The sequence below is a fragment of the Hymenobacter sp. UV11 genome, from assembly GCF_004684095.1.
GTDB lineage: Bacteria > Bacteroidota > Bacteroidia > Cytophagales > Hymenobacteraceae > Hymenobacter.
This window is the reverse complement of record NZ_SRII01000002.1, coordinates 487,197-501,969: the sequence shown is the minus strand read 5'-3', so window position 1 is coordinate 501,969 and position 14,773 is coordinate 487,197. Positions and strand designations below refer to the sequence as shown.

Sequence of the window (14,773 nt, the reverse complement as noted above, 5' to 3'; positions counted from 1 at the left end):
GGGGCGCCTCACCCCCCGGCCCCCTCTCCGAAAAGGAGAGGGGGAGCCAGCCACCTTCCACATCTGCGCAAGACCGGTGCCCCCTCTCCTTTTCGGAGAGGGGGTCAGGGGGTGAGGCGCCCGCCCGCGCCGAACCACCGCCTACCCCCCTACTTCATAGTCATCAGCGCGGCCATCGTTTCCATCCCATCCCACAAATTACCCAGGCGGATATTCTCATTCTCAGCGTGCTGGTTGTTATCATAATTCGCCACCGGCACGGTGAGCGTGGTGGCGCCCAGCTCCTGCTTGAATACGTAGAGCGGCAGGCTGCCGCCGGAGGTGGGTAGCAGCACTACCGGCTGGCCTACAGTAGTTTGCACGGCCTGTACCACGCTGCGGGCCAGCGGCAAATCCATAGCCGTGCGCTGGGCATTGTAGCCGGTGGCGGGCGATACGCGCACGAGGCGGGGGTAGCGCGCCCGCTCGGCGTCGGTGGGCTCGGCTCGGGTCACGAAGAAGCCCTGGCGCTCGATGTGGCGCACTACTTTGGCAATCTGGCGCTGGTAGTCGTTGCCCAGCACGAGGCGCAAATCCAGCACCGCATCGGCGGTGGTGGGTATAACGTTGGCGGCCTGCGGCCCCACGTTGGCGCTACGCATGCCGTTGATATTCAGCGAAGGCTGGTTAATGAGCTCCACCAGCGACTGGCCCGCGCCGTCGGGCCGGGCAAAGCCCAGCTCGCGCCGGATATCGTCATCAATGTTTGGGATTCGCTTCAGCGCATCCTGCTCAGTAGCAGTGAGGGGTATTACGTCGTCGTAGAAACCCGCGATGGTAACGCGGCCGGTGCTGTCTTTCATCGAGCCCAGCAGGCGGGCCAGGCTCATGGCCGGGTTGGGGGCCCAGTTGCCGTAGTGGCCGCTGTGCAGCGGGCGCTTGGGGCCGTACACGGTCAGGGCCACGTTCACGTCGCCGCGCGCTCCAAACACCACCTGCTTGCGGCCCGACTGGTGCACTGGCCCGTCGCAGATTATCCAGAGGTCCGATTTCAACAAGTCGCGGTGCTTAGCCAATAGCTCGGCCAGGTGCGGCGAGCCGGCTTCTTCCTCGCCTTCGAAGAAGAATTTCAGGTTGGCGGTGGGCCGGCCGCCACTCTGGGCCAGGGCCTGATAGCCGGAGATAATGGCCATCACGCCGGCCTTGTCGTCGGAGCTGCCGCGGGCGTAGATGCGCCAGTCGGGGCTAATGGCCGTGCCCGGCGCCAGGGGGGGTAGGAGCTGCCCGCCGCTGGCCAGCGAGCCGCTCGCCAGCGTGGGCCGGAAGGGGCTGAGGCCCGGCGCCCACTGCGCGGGGTTCACGGGCTGGCCATCGTAGTGGGCGTAAAACACGATAGTGCGCTTGGCGCCGGGCACCCGCACCTCGCCGTACACGGCGGGCGCCACGCCGGGCGTGGTGGCCGGCAGCAGCTGCACCTGCCCAATGCCGCGCTGGCGCATCAGCTCCGCAATAGTGGTGGCGGTGCGGCGCAACCCGGCCGTATCGGCTGCCACGTTGGGGATGGCCAGCAGCCGGGTGTAGTCGGCCAGCAGCTCGTGCTCGTGGCGCTGGCGGTACTGCCGCACCTTGGTGAGGACGGTGGCAGGCGGGGCGGCGGCGAGCAGCGCGGCGGCGGCCAGCGGCAGCAGGCCCGTGAGCAGGTAAAGTTTCTTCATGCCCCCAAGGTATGTAAAACGGAGTGGCACTCCGTTTATCGTTGAACAAGTCGTTCACGCGGAAACGGCTTATCGTTGAACAAGTCGTTCACGCGGAAACGGAGTGCCACTCCGTTTTACAGGTTCGCCTACCCCCAAAAAAGAGGCCGCTCCCAAGGGAAGCGGCTTCTCGTGTCATTCACTTTTTTTTAACAACCTAAAACTTGATTTGGGCGCTGTTTTGCACCGCCATTGGCTCGTCGTCCTTCGCCTTAATTGTTACATTTTTGATAGTCCAGTCCTTGGCGTAATTGATGCCGCCGGCGGTTTCGGCGGTCATGGTCACGTTGTCAAGGGTCATGTTTTCCAACAGCGAGTTGGGCTGACCTTCAGCCGATATGGCTACCTTGGCGTTCTGCACCCGCACATTACTGATAACTACATCCTTAAAATGCGGAATGCCTTTCTCGGCGGGCTCTACTTTGGTCAGCATCGCCTTCCAGTGGGCGGGTAGGGTTTCCTGGGTGTAGCCCGCAGGCAGCGTGGAGTAGCTGTAGGCAGGGTTCCAGTTCATGGTGAGCAGAATAGCCGTGCCAACCCCGTCCATCTCGATATTATCCACTCGTATATCCTCCACCGTGCCGCCCCGGGTGAGGGCCGACTTGATGCGGATGCCCACCTTGGTACCCTTGGCCCGGAGGTTGCGGGCGATGACATGCCGGATGCCGCCCGACGTTTCGGAGCCGCAGGTGAAGAGGCCATCGCCGGCACCGGCCACGCAGTTTTGGATGAGGATGTACTCGGCCGGGCGGTTCACGCGCAGGCCGTCGGCGTCGCGGCCCGACTTCAGGCAGAAGTTATCGTCATTGCAATCAATATCAGAATTTTGCACCAGCACATAGCTGCTCGAATCAATGTCGATGCCGTCGGTGCTGGGGCCGTGGCCGCCGAGGTTGTTGCGCACCGTAATGCCATCCACGGTCACGTTTTTGGAGTACAGCACGTGCACCGTCCAGAAGCCCGAGCGTTGCAGGGTCACGGCCTTCAGGGTCACGTTGCTGGCGTTCGATATCAGCAGCAGGCGCGGGCGCTTGGCGTCGTAGTCCACTATCCAGCGCAGGCCCTTGGGGTCGTACTCCTTGCGCATGGCCCAGTACTTGTCCCAGAAGGGTTTACCTTGCCCGTCCACGGTGCCTTCGCCGGTGATGACCACGTTGTCCTGGTCCAGAATATTGAGCAGCGCGGCGGGCCACACCATCTCGATGCCGGCCACGCGGGTCGGGATTTCGGGGTAATCCTTCAGGTCCTGGCTGCCGAGCAGCGTCACGCCCTTGTCGAGGTGCAGCGTCACACCCTTCTTCAAAAACAGCGAGCCGGTGAGGTACTGGCCGGGCGCCAGCGTCACGACGCCGCCCTTCTTGGCCGCCGCGTCGATGGTCTTTTGCAGCGCGCTAGTATTCAGCGTTTTGCCATCGCCCACGGCGCCGTACTTGGCGGCAGCAAACACAGTTTTGGCGGTCGGCAGGGTTTTGGCCCCTACCCCCTTCACCCAGGCCGGGTCGGAGTCAGCGGCGGGCGTAGTCGGACGTATGAAAGCGCTGAGCGCCAGCAGCAACAGGGGCAGGAAGTAGGTGGGATGAAGCTTCATGGAGGGCAGGACCAGCCGCGCGGGGTAGCGGGCCGGTTTAGTATTGGCAAAAGTGCAGGCTGCCCGCCCGGCCACCTTCCCGCACTCACCTGCTGCGGCATGAAAAATTAGTCTTGGTGAAAAACCCGCGCCAACGGCGTTACCACCGGCGAGTTATCGGGATTAACTTCCATCAAATCGGCCATGTAGGCCCACCAGCGGGCCATTATGGGCAGGCCAGGTAGGGCGTCGGCGGTGTGGCCAGCCGCCCGCTTCTGCACCCCAAACAGCCGCCCGCTGGCCGCATCCAGAAAGATGGAGTAGTCGCGGATGCCGGCCGCGTGCAGGGCCGCAGTCAGCTCGGGCCAGATTTCGTCGTGCCGGCGCTGGTACTCGGCCGCCACGCCGGGCAGCAGCTGCATAGTGAAGGCGATTTCTTCCATAAGTAATTATCAAGCAAGATATTTTGTCATTGCGAGCCTGCGAAGCAATCGCCCCAGAACGTCATCGTTCTGGGGCGATTGCCGCGCTGCGCTCGCAATGACAAACGAAAACAAGCGACTACCCTACTGCGCCACCGGCCCGCCCAGCGCCACCGGCGTGAGCGTAACCGGCCCCAGTAGCCCCGACGCTACCGGCGACCACTGCGCGGCGGTGAACAGGCCGTCGGGCCCACGGTTTTCCTTAAGCTTGGCGGCCATATTCACGTTGTAAAACAGCTTCCATTCCTGGTGCTGGCGGTCCATGTCGGCAATGCGGTTGGCCATGCCGTTGCTCACGCTGATGGCCAGCTCATTACTGGCTTTCAGTTGACTTTTAGGCAGATACAGCTGGTAGGCTGGACCCAACAAGGTACCGACTTCCTGGCCGTTGAGCTGCACGCGGGCGCTCTGCCCTACCCTGCCTAAATCGAGCAGGTAGCCTTCGGCGCTGCCGCCGGGGGGTAGGGCGAAGGTGGTAGTATAGGTGGCGGTACCGGCAAATTTTTGCCCCGCCTCGCCAGCCAGCTTGGTCCACGAATCGAGCTGCGCGATTTGCAGCGGCGCGGGCAGCGTGGGCCCGCCGCTCACGAAGCGCACGGCCCAAGTTCCGGCTACTGGCTGCGCGGGACCGACTGGCCGGTAGTAGGCAAAGGCTAGGCCGGGCACTGCGGCCGTAGTTTTGGTATCGAGCAGGCACGAGCCGCCGGGCGCCAGCTGCACGTACACTTCGGCCCTACCCCCCGCCGACTGACGCACGGCGGCCGCGCCCAGCTGCTCGGTCATGGGGTCGTAGAGGTTGGCCGATTTGGCAGCGGTAGCCAGTGGCACCCAGGCGTGCACGGGCTGGTCGCTCCAGTTGGCCAGAAAGTAGGTGTAGCCGTTGGCCGTGCGGCGGCGCTCGCACTGCAAGCCACTGTCCACCAGCGTTTCGCGCGACACTCCGGCCTGCGTCAGCAGCTGCGCTACATCGGTACCGAGCAGGAATGCGCCCTTACCCACAGTGGCCCGCTGGCCACTGGCCACGGGTTTAAAGTTCAGCTGCGCCGTCAGCTTTTTGAAGGTAGCCTGGCGGCGGGCCAGGTCGCCGAGGCCGGGCACATCGGTGGGTAATGCATTCTGCACCACCACTGTGGCGCCGGCCTGTGCCAGCGCCAGCAGGTGCTGCCAGGTGGATAGGGGCATGGTGCGCGCGGCCGGCACTAGTATGGTGCGGTACTGCGCGCCGCCGCTGGTGCGCAGGCCCGCGCCGCTAGCCTGCACCAGCTGCACCTGCTTGTCCGAAATGAAGTCGTAGCCGTAGCCTTGCTTGAGCAGCAGCTCGCTGGTGGCCTCAATGGGCAGGCCCTTGAAACCGTGCTCGATGCCGTCGAAATGCTGGAGCAATACCTTGCCGGGGCGCTGGTAGGCGTCGTACTGCGGTAGGTAGAGCAGCACGTCGTTGGCGGGCTGGCCGGCTTGCAGAAAGCTCTGGCAATGCGCCGCGTAGCGGTTCAGCTGGCCGAAATCCTGCCAGAATGGGTTCTGCGGATTGAACTCCACGGCGGCGTAGAACAGCCAGCCGGGCCAGGCCGCCGCCTGCGGTGAATAGGCCGTGCCGTGGTAAAACACGTGGTTGACGCCGCCGAGCAGCATCCGGTCCACGGCCTTTTTCACGTCGCTCAGGGTCGAGAGAAAGTGGTCGTTTTCCCAGGTCGCGGTTTCGGCCGAGGTCAGCGGCTTGCCCGTGACGTGCGCGGCCGACGAGGCAAACTTGATGCGCGTGAGGTCTTCGCCTTCCGTTTCCGGAATGTCGGTGGCAGCGTACAAATCCAGGATATTGGCCGGCGAGCCGTGGGCCTGGTTGCGGATTTTTACCCCGTAGCCGTGGGCCCAGGTAGCCCAGGCCTCGGTGTAGTTTTCGAGCAATAATTCCGAGATGGTTTCGCGGTAATCGGTGAGTACGCGGGCGTTTTCGTCTACCCCCCCCTTTGCGAACAAAGCCGGCAGGTGCTGGCGCAAATCGTAGCCCCTGCGTCGCTGAAACTCACTGAACATGAGCGGCGTCCAGTTAGCCTCGCCCTGCGCATCGTCTACCTCATACGAGTCGTTGAAAAACGCCCGAATGCTCCGCACGTCGCGGCCCTTGAAGGCCTGGTCGAAGCGCTGCAAGTAGTGCGTGGTGGCCGTTCGGGAGAAGTGGTCAATCACGTCGCCTTCGCCGCCGGGGCCGGCGCGCTCTACCTGCTTGCCGTGCCAGCCTTGGAAAATGGCGTAGAGCGTCCAGGTGCCCGCCGGGGCCGTCCAGGTGAGCTTGCCGGTGGCATCGACCTTGCTGGTCAGGTCGATAGCCGCGCCCTGGGCGGGGTAGGCCATGAGCGCCTGCAAGGGCAGCGGCTTCTCGAAGCGCACTTGCTCCAGCGCCAGCGCCTGCATATTCTTGTTAGTCGCCACGGGGTCGGCGAGCTGCTTAATGTCCACCTTGTGGCCAATGGCCGTGGCGATGGGCTTCTGGGTAAAGCTTACTTTTTCAGCGAACTGGTGGCCGCCCTGCACGGTGTAGGTCTGGTAAGCCACGTATTTGCAGGCGTCGGCGGGCGTCACCCAGGGCCCGCCGAAGGGCCAACCCGAGGCCTGCGCCACGTCCACGCCCAGCCCCAGGCGCTGGCCCTCGGCGAGGGTATGCGTGAGCATATCGACCCACTTGGGCGAGAGGAAGTCAATGAACTGACTCTCCGCGCCTTTCACGCCGTAGATGGCCGTTATCTCCAGGCCGCCCAGGCCGGCCTGCTGGTACTGCGTCAGCAGGTGCGTCAGGTCCTGCGGGTTCACGGCGCTACCCTCCCACCACCAGCGCGTCCAGGGCCGGTTTTGCTGCGTGATGGTGGGCCAGGCAGGCGCCTGCGCCCGCGCCGCAAGGGGGGGTAGGGAGGCGCTAAGCAGCAGGGCGAGAGCGAGTTGTTTTTTCATATAAGTTGACCGTCATGCAGAGCGCAGCGAAGCATCTCGTGTGCTGATGTCTGCTGACGTTAGAAGTTAGTGCTGTACGCGAGATGCTTCGCTGCGCTCTGCATGACGTTGTTTTATAACCCTTTACTTCAGCTTATACACCTCGCTGCCTGCCAGCAGGAAGCAGCCGAGGCCGTAGTCCTCAAAATCGGGCTTGCTGGTGTAGCTCACGGGCTGGCCGTCTTTGGGCTCCTTGCCGGTGCCCTGCACGTAGCCCAGCGCGCCGTCGGGGTGCACGCATTCGGTGGCCATGGCCGTCCAGGCTTTGGCGATAATCGGTTCGTATTTCGCCTTATCGAGTAGTCCCTGGCGCACGCCCCAGGCCATACCGTAGACGAACAACGCAGTGCCGCTCAGCTCCTTACCACCGAAGTGGGTGGCATCGTGCAGACTTACGTTCCAGTAGCCGTCGGGGCGCTGCAGGCGGGGTAGGGCACGCATCATAGCCAGGTAGGTTTGCTCATACTCAGCGCGATGTGGGGCGTCTTGGGGCATGATGTCGAGCACGCGCACCAGGGCGGCCACCACCCAGCCGTTGCCGCGGCTCCAGTAACAGTCCTGGCCGTTGGGCTCCTGGTAGGGGGGTAGGAAATCCTTATCGCGCCACCACAGGCTGTCCTGCGGATTGTAGAGGCCGGGGCCGCCCTGCCGGGTTTTAGCGAAGCTGTATAGGCGGTACATCTTGCCGTAGTACGCAGTGTCTTTGGTCAGTACGCCCAGCTTGGCGTACACGGGCATGGCCATTTGCAGGGCATCAATCCACCACCAGTCGTCCACTTTATCGCTGTGCACGGTGTTGTCGATGGCCGCTTTCAGCTCCCGAATACGTTCGGGCTTGGGGTCAATCTGGTAGAGGTCGAGGTAGGTTTGGCCGGCGCACTGGTCGTCGGCGTTGCGGCCGGTGGGACCGTTGCGCAGGCCCCAGTTGTGCTTCTGGCCCCAGTCCACGGCGTAGTTGTAGTATTTCTTCTTCGGGTCGATGCCGTAGAGCGCCATCAGGCCCTCGTAGTACACACCGCGCGTCCAGATATGACTGGGCCGCAGCTTATTAGTCATTATTTCCTTGCCGGGGTCGGGCCACTGCTGCATAAAATACGCGTTGGCCAGCGTCATCTTTTTGAGTACGTCCTTCTTCTTTGGCAATTGCTGGGCGGCGGCGGGCAGGGCCAGCAGCAGCCCCAAAATGAGGCTCAGGCAAGCACGCAGATACTGATTGTTAGTCAACTGTAGCATAAATCGTTAAGAAGCCGACTTGGCAATTTCCACCGCGTATACCTGCTCCGAGCCCTCAAAATTGGCCCTAAAGATTATCCACTTGCCATCGGGCGAAAAGTGCACGTTGGGCTCCAGGTGGTAGTTGTGGTGGGCCATACTCACCAATTTTTCGGCCTGAAACTGGTCGCCTGAGGGCCGAAATAAGTAAATCCACTCGCCATCGGGCGCCTTGGCCACCTGGCCGGGGTCGCCACCGTCGCCGGCAAACAGCTTCTGGTCGGGCGAGATGTTGTAGTGAATCGACCACTCGTTGCGCTGCAGCTGGTAGCGCTTCTCGGGGCCACCCGCCACCGGCGCGCCTGCCAAGTAAAACGTGACGCTGCGCGGCTGCTGCAAATCGAACCACACCGTCTGGCCATCGGGGCTGAAAAACTCGTGGCCCGCAATTTCGCCGTCCACCGTGCGCTTATGTATCAATTTGACCGCGTGCGTTTTAATGCTGATGTGCCAGATGCGGTCTACCTTGCCCCAGGGCCCCTCGTGGCAATACATGAGCAGGTCGGGGTCAACGGGCGAAAACTGCACGTGGCCCAGCCAGGTATTCTCCTGATAAATCTCGTCGCGCTTACCCGTCTTCGTATTGATGGTGAACAAGATATGCTGCACCTTGGCATCGTAGATGCGGTTGAAGAAGTCGCTCTTGGCCGGGTATTTTTTGAAAATCTCGCGCGCCTCGGCTCCACCCAGCGAGCCGGCCAGCAGCGTGCCATCGGCATTCAGGGTGGAAATACTCCCCGGAAAATCGGCCGGGAACGCGTAGATTTTCCGGGTCTTGTGCGTGTCGGTATTGGTGGCATACACCACGCTGCCAGCCTGGTAATACACGTCGTGGCGGCGCGCATCCACAATTTCCCCGCTGATTTTGGGGTAGTACTCGCTCAGCGGCGTCACGCGGCGGGTGGCCAGGTCGAGTAGCTGCAGCTGCTGGCCCTGGGTGCCGGTGTGGTAAAACACCATCGCGTCGCTCCCCCCCACTTTCACGAAGGGGTTGTTGTGAAAGTAAAAACTGCCGTTGCCGCCGTCGAGCGGCGTGAGGCGGCGCACCTGGTGGCCGGTGGCCTGGTCGACCCAGTCGGCGGCGGGCATGGGCGTTTGGCCGCCGGTTTCGAAGTGGCTTTGCGCCTGGGCGGGGGGGTAGGGCAGCAGCGCCATAGCCCCGAGCAGGGCGGCAGCCAGGTAGGTTTTCATGGGTGCAAAGGGGGTTGGGTGGGAAAGAAGAAAGGCAGGGTTAGTTGGAGGTAACTGTGGGCGGCCGGGCGGGCAGGTAGCGGGCCAGGTCGCGCAGGGCCACCACGCGGTAGTGATGCTCGTGCAGGTAGGCCAGGTATTCTTCGAAAAGCGCGGGCGGCGTGGTGACCCAATCGTGCGCCCCATCGGGCACGCCGTGGATGGTGAGCACCACGATGCGGCCGTCGTGGGCCTGCGCCAGGGCAGCCAGTATCTGCAATCGGTTGGTGGCCAGCGTAGTGTAGCTGGGCACCAGCAACGGGTCATCCTGGGCGGGGTCGTAGGGCCGGTCGCCGCCGGCGCGGGCCAGGCGGTAGCCCCGGTCGTGCAGCACCGGCAGGGCGCGGGGCGCCGTGTCGTAGCCGGGGTAGGCGAAGGTGACGGGCCGCGAAATGTGCCAGGTCCGGCAGCGGCTTTCGATGGAATCCAGCTCCGCTCCTAGCTCGCTCGCGGTCAGCTTCGTAACGTGCCGATGGGTGAGCGTGTGGCTGCCCACTTCGAAGCCCCAGCGATAGAGCTGCCGAATCTGGGCCCAGCTCATGTACTTGCTTTTATCGGCGAAGGCCGGCTCCCGAAACTCGCACACGAAAAACGTGGCCCCGAAGCCATACTTACGCAGCAGCGGCGCCACGTAGGTGGCGTGGCTCAGCACCGCGTCGTCGAAGGTGAGCACTACGAGGCCGTCGGGCACGGGCCGAGGCCGCGCCAGCGCGCCACTCAGGCTCAGCAGCAATAAGCTTCCGACTACAAGCATCGCGTTGACCGGGCTGACTAGGGGTAGGACGGGCTAATCAGGCCGCAAGAATCATCGCCGCCGCGCCCAAACCCTCCTGTACTCTTGGGTAGGGCGGCCGGACCTGTGAGCCGGTAGCCCACACGCAATGCCGACTATTCTGCCTACTCCCGGTTAATCATCTACTAGGAAGCAGTAGCCCTAGCCGAATGCGCCTGCCAAAATGGCCCCTCCCCTACCCCGGCCCCAAATGTGCCCTACCCCCCACCTATGAATTGGCTAACCTCCTTATTAACAAAAATCTCCGCTAAGAACCCCGGCCACGGCCGTGGCCCCGAAAAGCCCGCCGTGAGCGTGCGCGAGCGGGTATCGGCGCTGCGCCACCTGCCGGCTTTTCTGCGCCTTATTTGGCTGACCTCGCCGGCGCTCACGCTCGGCAACATTGTGCTGCGCCTGGTGCGGGCGGCCCTGCCGCTGGCCATGCTCTACGTGGGCCGGCTTATTCTCGACGATATCGTGCAGTTGACCAAGCTGCCGGCCGCCAGCCGAGCCCTACCCCCCGTATTCGGGCTGGTGGCGCTGGAGTTTGGCCTGGTACTGTTCGCCGATGCGTCGGGCCGCGCCGTAGCGCTGCTCGACTCGCTGCTCGGCGACCTCTTTGCCAATGCCTCGTCGGTACGCCTCATGCGCCACGCCGCCGAGCTTGACCTCGACCAGTTCGAAGACAGCAACTTCTACGACAAGCTGGAGCGCGCGCGCCGCCAAACGCTCTCGCGCTCGGTGCTCATGAGCCAGGTGCTGGCCCAGGGCCAGGATGCCGTGACGCTGGTGCTGCTGGCCGGCGGGCTGGTAGCGTTTCAGCCGTGGCTGCTGGGCCTGCTGCTGCTGGCCGTGGTGCCCGCTTTCTTGGGCGAAAGCCACTTCAACGAGCGCAGCTACTCGCTTTCGCACTCCTGGACGCCCGAGCGCCGCGAGCTCGACTACCTGCGCCAGACCGGCGCCAGCGACGAAACGGCTAAAGAAGTTAAAATCTTTGGCTTATCTGATTTCTTGATTGCCCGCTTCTCCACGCTCTCCGACCAGTTTTACACCCAAAACAAAGCGCTGTCCCTCAAGCGGGCTGGTTGGGGCACGGTGTTCGCGGCCGTGGGCGCGGCCGGCTACTACGGCGCGTACCTATACATTATCAAGCAGGCCGTGGGCGGCGCTATTTCCATTGGCCAACTCACGTTTCTGGCCGGCTCTTTTGCCCGGCTGCGGAGCCTGCTAGAAAGCATCCTGAGCCGCTTCAGCCAAGTGGCCGATGGGGCGCTCTACCTGCAGGATTTCTTCGACTTCTTTCAGATTACGCCGCGCATCGTGCGCCCTACCCTGGGCCAGGCGGTGCGGCCATTTCCGCGGCCCATCCAGCAGGGCTTCACGTTTGAGGACGTGGGCTTCAAGTATAAAAATGCCGAAAAATGGGCCCTGCGCCACCTCAGCTTTGAGCTGCAAGCCGGCGAAAAGCTGGCGCTGGTGGGCGAAAACGGCGCCGGTAAAACCACGCTCGTGAAGCTGCTGGCCCGTCTCTACGACCCCAGCGAGGGCCGCATTCTGCTCGACGGTCACGACCTGCGCGAGTATGACCCCGCCGAATTGCGCCAGGAAATCGGCGTCATCTTCCAGGATTTTGTGCGCTTCCAGCTGCCCGCCGGCCAAAACCTGGCCGTGGGCCGCATCGAGGAACGTACTAATCAGCCGCGCATCGAGCAAGCAGCCCACCAGAGTCTCGCCGACTCGGTTATCGCCAAGCTGCCGCTGGGCTACGATCAGATGATTGGCCGGCGCTTCAACGGAGGGGTAGACCTGAGCGGCGGCGAGTGGCAGAAAATCGCCCTCGGCCGCGCCTACATGCGCGAGGCCCAGCTACTTATCCTCGACGAGCCTACCGCCGCCCTCGACGCCCGCGCCGAGTACGAAGTCTTCCAACGCTTCAAGGAACTGACCCAGGGCAAAACGGCCGTGCTCATCTCCCACCGCTTCAGCACCGTGCGCATGGCCGACCGAATATTAGTGGTCGAAAACGGCCGCGTGCAGGAAATCGGCTCGCACGAAGAGCTTTTGGCTAAGAATGGGCGCTATGCGGAGCTGTTTGCGTTGCAGGCAGCGGGGTATAGGTAGGGGCGACTAATTTGGCGCTAAATGCGCCCATAACAGTATAATAGCAGGCTGATAGTTGGGCAGCCTGCTATTATACTGCGCCGTCGTTTGTGCCTATTACTCCTCGCTCAATGAAACGTCTGGCTCTGGTGCACGCTCTAACTCCTGCGGCTTCACACATAGCTGTGCTACGCCAGTTTCTTCATATACCTGCGCGACCGTGAGGCTCAGGTTCAATTCCTGAATTGCCAGGACTTCGTTTGGCTCAGTCAGCACGACTATCACCCACTCGTTGGCTTCATTGCGGCGATACCACTCTACGCGCCAAGTGGGTTGTGCCACCAACACATAGTGCCGTAGCGAAGGCAGCTTTTTGTATTGGTTGAATTTCAGGCCGTGGTCGTCGGCCTCAGTTTCGGGGTACGATACCTGTAGCAGCAGTTGAGGCTGCCGAATTAAGGCGATTTCGCCAGCTCCATCGTCCGCACAGCATACCAATAGGTTGGGGTAGGTGTAGTGCTCGTTTTCGCTCACTACCAGCAAGATGCCGAGCGTGTACACTTGGCTTTCGCTGTGCCGCAATGCTTGCCGCAAGGCCATCATGCAGTTCCCTACAATTGTGTTGTGCGTGGCCGTGTCGCCAGGACGCTTGATTATCTGGCCCTCAAAAAAGTCGTGGCGCACCTCACTCTTCACTTCTAAGGCAAAATACTCCTCGGCCGTGTAGCGGCGCGGCTGTACGTCGGCAGGTACCATAAGGCCAAAGATAACCCTATGGGTGAGTGGCCGGAAACCACCCTTACTTAATCCTGTTGGGTAGTGGCAGGCCCCGGCTGCTTCCTTGGCTGCCCACTTAGCCGCTCCTGTTTCCTACCCCCCCTTTAGAATGCCCGAATTTACCGCTACTGATAAAGCCTTCCTCTACCTGCTGTATTCACTCAGTCCGCTTGCCCCGCCTAAGAAGCCTACGCTGCGGGTCATTCTCATCCGGCACGCTGAAAAGCCCGATGAGGGCGATAACCTCACGTGTGCCGGCCTCAACCGGGCCCTGGCCCTGCCCACTGTGCTGAGCAAGCTACTGCCTACCCCTCCCGACTACACCTACGTGCCGCTCATCGGCACCGACGGCAAGAAAACGACCAGCGTGCGGATGTTTCAGACCATTACGCCCTACGCGGTGCAGCACAACCTGACGCTCAACAGCGACTACGCCGACGATAATATCGCGGGCATTAGCAAGGCCATCCGCCACCGCCGGGGCACGGTGCTGGTGGTGTGGGAGCACCACAACATCGTGGAAATCGCCAAAAAACTGGGTATAAAAGAACCGTTGGAATGGCCAGATGATGATTTTGACAGCATCTGGACCATTACGTTCAGCGGTGGAGGCACCAGCGGCAAAGCCAAATATCCTACCCTGCTGAAGGGCAAAGAGAATATCCAGCCATCAGCTATCTGCCCCGGTCAGTACGCTTAGCTACCCCGCCGCTACGCCCGCCAGGGCGGCGGCGGGCGCAGGCTAGTCGTTGAGCACAGCCATGTACCAGAAACCGGCTCAAGCGAGGCGCCTGGGGTTGAAGAAGCAAGGTTGCCCCGCACGACGTCAGCTTCAGGCTGCCAACTGCTGCCAAGCGCCGCAAAACTATCCTCATCGATAACTCATATTGCACGGAATTTTTGTGCACGAAGCCAAATGACTTTCGGGGCAGCTAGCTGAGTTTCGCCTGTATTTTGGGCTTTTCAATGGCAGTCTGGTCGGGTAAGCAGTGCAAATAAGCTAGCTTATTTGCACTGCTAATAAGCTGAACGCTAGCTTAAAAATCTGTTTCTATCCGTAGCTTAGAGAGTTGATTAAACTCTCTACTCTATTTTCCATGAAACCCACCACTTCGTTTAAGCTGGCAGGTCTGCTCAGCCTGCTGCTACTCTCCGGCTGCTTCACTTCGCGCGAGGCACGCGTCGAGTCGAGCTACAGCTATCGGGGGCGCTTCCGGCACTACCGCACCTATGGCTTTTTGAGCGGCAATGGCCTCACCGCCGACAGCACCCGCCTCAGCGATGCCCTGCGCGATGCTGTGCGCCAGCGCATGCGCCTGCAAGGCTACCGCTTCTCGCGCCGCAACCCCGACCTGATGGTGAGCTTCAAGCTGTTTGAGGGCGACATGCGCTTCCCCGGCTTCGTGCAGGAAGACATCACGCGCTGGGTAAAGAACAACGACGCGGAAAACGAGGAAACCCCCGACGAGCAGCGCCACACCTACCAGCCTACCCGACTGCTACTACTCGATGGCACCCTGATGGTAACGCTCATCGACACCAAAACCGATAACGCTATCTGGAACGGCTACGCCTCGGGCGTGACCCTACCCGAAGGCATCCGGGGCGAGTATGTGCTGGTGCGCTCGGTGCGCGCCGTGTTTGACCGCTACCGCATTTTCACCGAGAACTACTTCAACGGCGGCAACCTCGACGGGGCCATGAACGGCCAGCTAATGGGCGACCCCAACGCCACCCCTACCCCCCCACCAGCCACCGAAACCCCGCGCTAAGCGGCGGCGGGCCACATTTCGTTTTAGTCCAGCCCGGCGCGGGTGTACCTTTGCCTGTCCGCGCCCGTGTGCCCGCTACCTAA

General features: G+C 62.2%; 11 protein-coding genes. 3 read left to right on the top strand and 8 right to left on the bottom strand.

Annotation, left to right across the window (positions count from 1 at the left end):
- Nucleotides 1-149: 149 nt before the first annotated feature.
- The 7 genes from E4631_RS04660 to E4631_RS04630 form a co-directional block, all read right to left on the bottom strand.
- A complete protein-coding gene (locus tag E4631_RS04660) occupies nucleotides 150-1,694 on the bottom strand; it encodes a M20/M25/M40 family metallo-hydrolase (RefSeq protein WP_133659803.1) in 1,545 nt (514 codons plus the stop codon).
- A gap of 196 nt (nucleotides 1,695-1,890) precedes the next feature.
- Nucleotides 1,891-3,321: a glycoside hydrolase family 28 protein gene (locus tag E4631_RS04655; RefSeq protein WP_133659804.1), complete on the bottom strand. Its 1,431-nt coding sequence runs from the start codon at nucleotides 3,319-3,321 to the stop codon at nucleotides 1,891-1,893.
- A 107-nt stretch (nucleotides 3,322-3,428) separates the two neighbouring features.
- Nucleotides 3,429-3,743, bottom strand: coding sequence for an L-rhamnose mutarotase (rhaM, locus tag E4631_RS04650; RefSeq protein WP_133659805.1), 315 nt, complete (start codon nucleotides 3,741-3,743; stop codon nucleotides 3,429-3,431).
- A gap of 123 nt (nucleotides 3,744-3,866) precedes the next feature.
- On the bottom strand, nucleotides 3,867-6,728 hold the full coding sequence (locus tag E4631_RS04645) for a glycosyl hydrolase (RefSeq protein WP_133659806.1): 2,862 nt from the start codon (nucleotides 6,726-6,728) through the stop codon (nucleotides 3,867-3,869).
- Nucleotides 6,729-6,851: 123 nt separating this feature from the next.
- Nucleotides 6,852-8,000 (bottom strand): glycoside hydrolase family 88 protein, encoded by a 1,149-nt coding sequence (locus E4631_RS04640; RefSeq protein WP_133659807.1) that lies wholly within the window; start codon nucleotides 7,998-8,000, stop codon nucleotides 6,852-6,854.
- A 6-nt stretch (nucleotides 8,001-8,006) separates the two neighbouring features.
- Complete coding sequence (locus tag E4631_RS04635) at nucleotides 8,007-9,230, bottom strand: oligogalacturonate lyase family protein (RefSeq protein ID WP_166648254.1); 1,224 nt, start codon at nucleotides 9,228-9,230, stop codon at nucleotides 8,007-8,009.
- 40 nt (nucleotides 9,231-9,270) lie between these two features.
- The gene (locus E4631_RS04630) at nucleotides 9,271-10,023 is read right to left on the bottom strand and encodes a polysaccharide deacetylase family protein (RefSeq protein ID WP_133659809.1); all 753 of its coding nucleotides are present in this window, start codon (nucleotides 10,021-10,023) and stop codon (nucleotides 9,271-9,273) included.
- Nucleotides 10,024-10,272: 249 nt separating this feature from the next.
- Here E4631_RS04630 and E4631_RS04625 point away from each other — a divergent pair, with 249 nt between their 5' ends.
- Nucleotides 10,273-12,162: an ABC transporter ATP-binding protein gene (locus tag E4631_RS04625; RefSeq protein ID WP_133659810.1), complete on the top strand. Its 1,890-nt coding sequence runs from the start codon at nucleotides 10,273-10,275 to the stop codon at nucleotides 12,160-12,162.
- A gap of 96 nt (nucleotides 12,163-12,258) precedes the next feature.
- Here E4631_RS04625 and E4631_RS04620 read toward each other — a convergent pair whose 3' ends face one another.
- Nucleotides 12,259-12,897, bottom strand: coding sequence for a Uma2 family endonuclease (locus E4631_RS04620; RefSeq protein ID WP_133659811.1), 639 nt, complete (start codon nucleotides 12,895-12,897; stop codon nucleotides 12,259-12,261).
- Nucleotides 12,898-13,027: 130 nt separating this feature from the next.
- Here E4631_RS04620 and E4631_RS04615 point away from each other — a divergent pair, with 130 nt between their 5' ends.
- Nucleotides 13,028-13,618, top strand: coding sequence for a histidine phosphatase family protein (locus E4631_RS04615; RefSeq protein ID WP_133659812.1), 591 nt, complete (start codon nucleotides 13,028-13,030; stop codon nucleotides 13,616-13,618).
- Between the two features lie 397 nt (nucleotides 13,619-14,015).
- Nucleotides 14,016-14,690, top strand: a complete 675-nt coding sequence (locus E4631_RS04610) for a DUF4136 domain-containing protein (protein ID WP_133659813.1) — start codon at nucleotides 14,016-14,018, stop codon at nucleotides 14,688-14,690.
- The last annotated feature ends 83 nt before the right edge of the window (nucleotides 14,691-14,773 follow it).

Excerpts from the sequence above, each read along its gene's own strand:
- E4631_RS04660 (WP_133659803.1), bottom strand. The coding sequence starts at position 1,694 with ATGAAGAAACTTTACCTGCTCACGGGCCTGCTGCCGCTGGCCGCCGCC.
- E4631_RS04655 (WP_133659804.1), bottom strand. The coding sequence starts at position 3,321 with ATGAAGCTTCATCCCACCTACTTCCTGCCCCTGTTGCTGCTGGCGCTC.
- rhaM (WP_133659805.1), bottom strand. The coding sequence starts at position 3,743 with ATGGAAGAAATCGCCTTCACTATGCAGCTGCTGCCCGGCGTGGCGGCC.
- E4631_RS04645 (WP_133659806.1), bottom strand. The coding sequence starts at position 6,728 with ATGAAAAAACAACTCGCTCTCGCCCTGCTGCTTAGCGCCTCCCTACCC.
- E4631_RS04640 (WP_133659807.1), bottom strand. The coding sequence starts at position 8,000 with ATGCTACAGTTGACTAACAATCAGTATCTGCGTGCTTGCCTGAGCCTC.
- E4631_RS04635 (WP_166648254.1), bottom strand. The coding sequence starts at position 9,230 with ATGAAAACCTACCTGGCTGCCGCCCTGCTCGGGGCTATGGCGCTGCTG.
- E4631_RS04630 (WP_133659809.1), bottom strand. The coding sequence starts at position 10,023 with ATGCTTGTAGTCGGAAGCTTATTGCTGCTGAGCCTGAGTGGCGCGCTG.
- E4631_RS04625 (WP_133659810.1), top strand. The coding sequence starts at position 10,273 with ATGAATTGGCTAACCTCCTTATTAACAAAAATCTCCGCTAAGAACCCC.
- E4631_RS04620 (WP_133659811.1), bottom strand. The coding sequence starts at position 12,897 with ATGGTACCTGCCGACGTACAGCCGCGCCGCTACACGGCCGAGGAGTAT.
- E4631_RS04615 (WP_133659812.1), top strand. The coding sequence starts at position 13,028 with ATGCCCGAATTTACCGCTACTGATAAAGCCTTCCTCTACCTGCTGTAT.
- E4631_RS04610 (WP_133659813.1), top strand. The coding sequence starts at position 14,016 with ATGAAACCCACCACTTCGTTTAAGCTGGCAGGTCTGCTCAGCCTGCTG.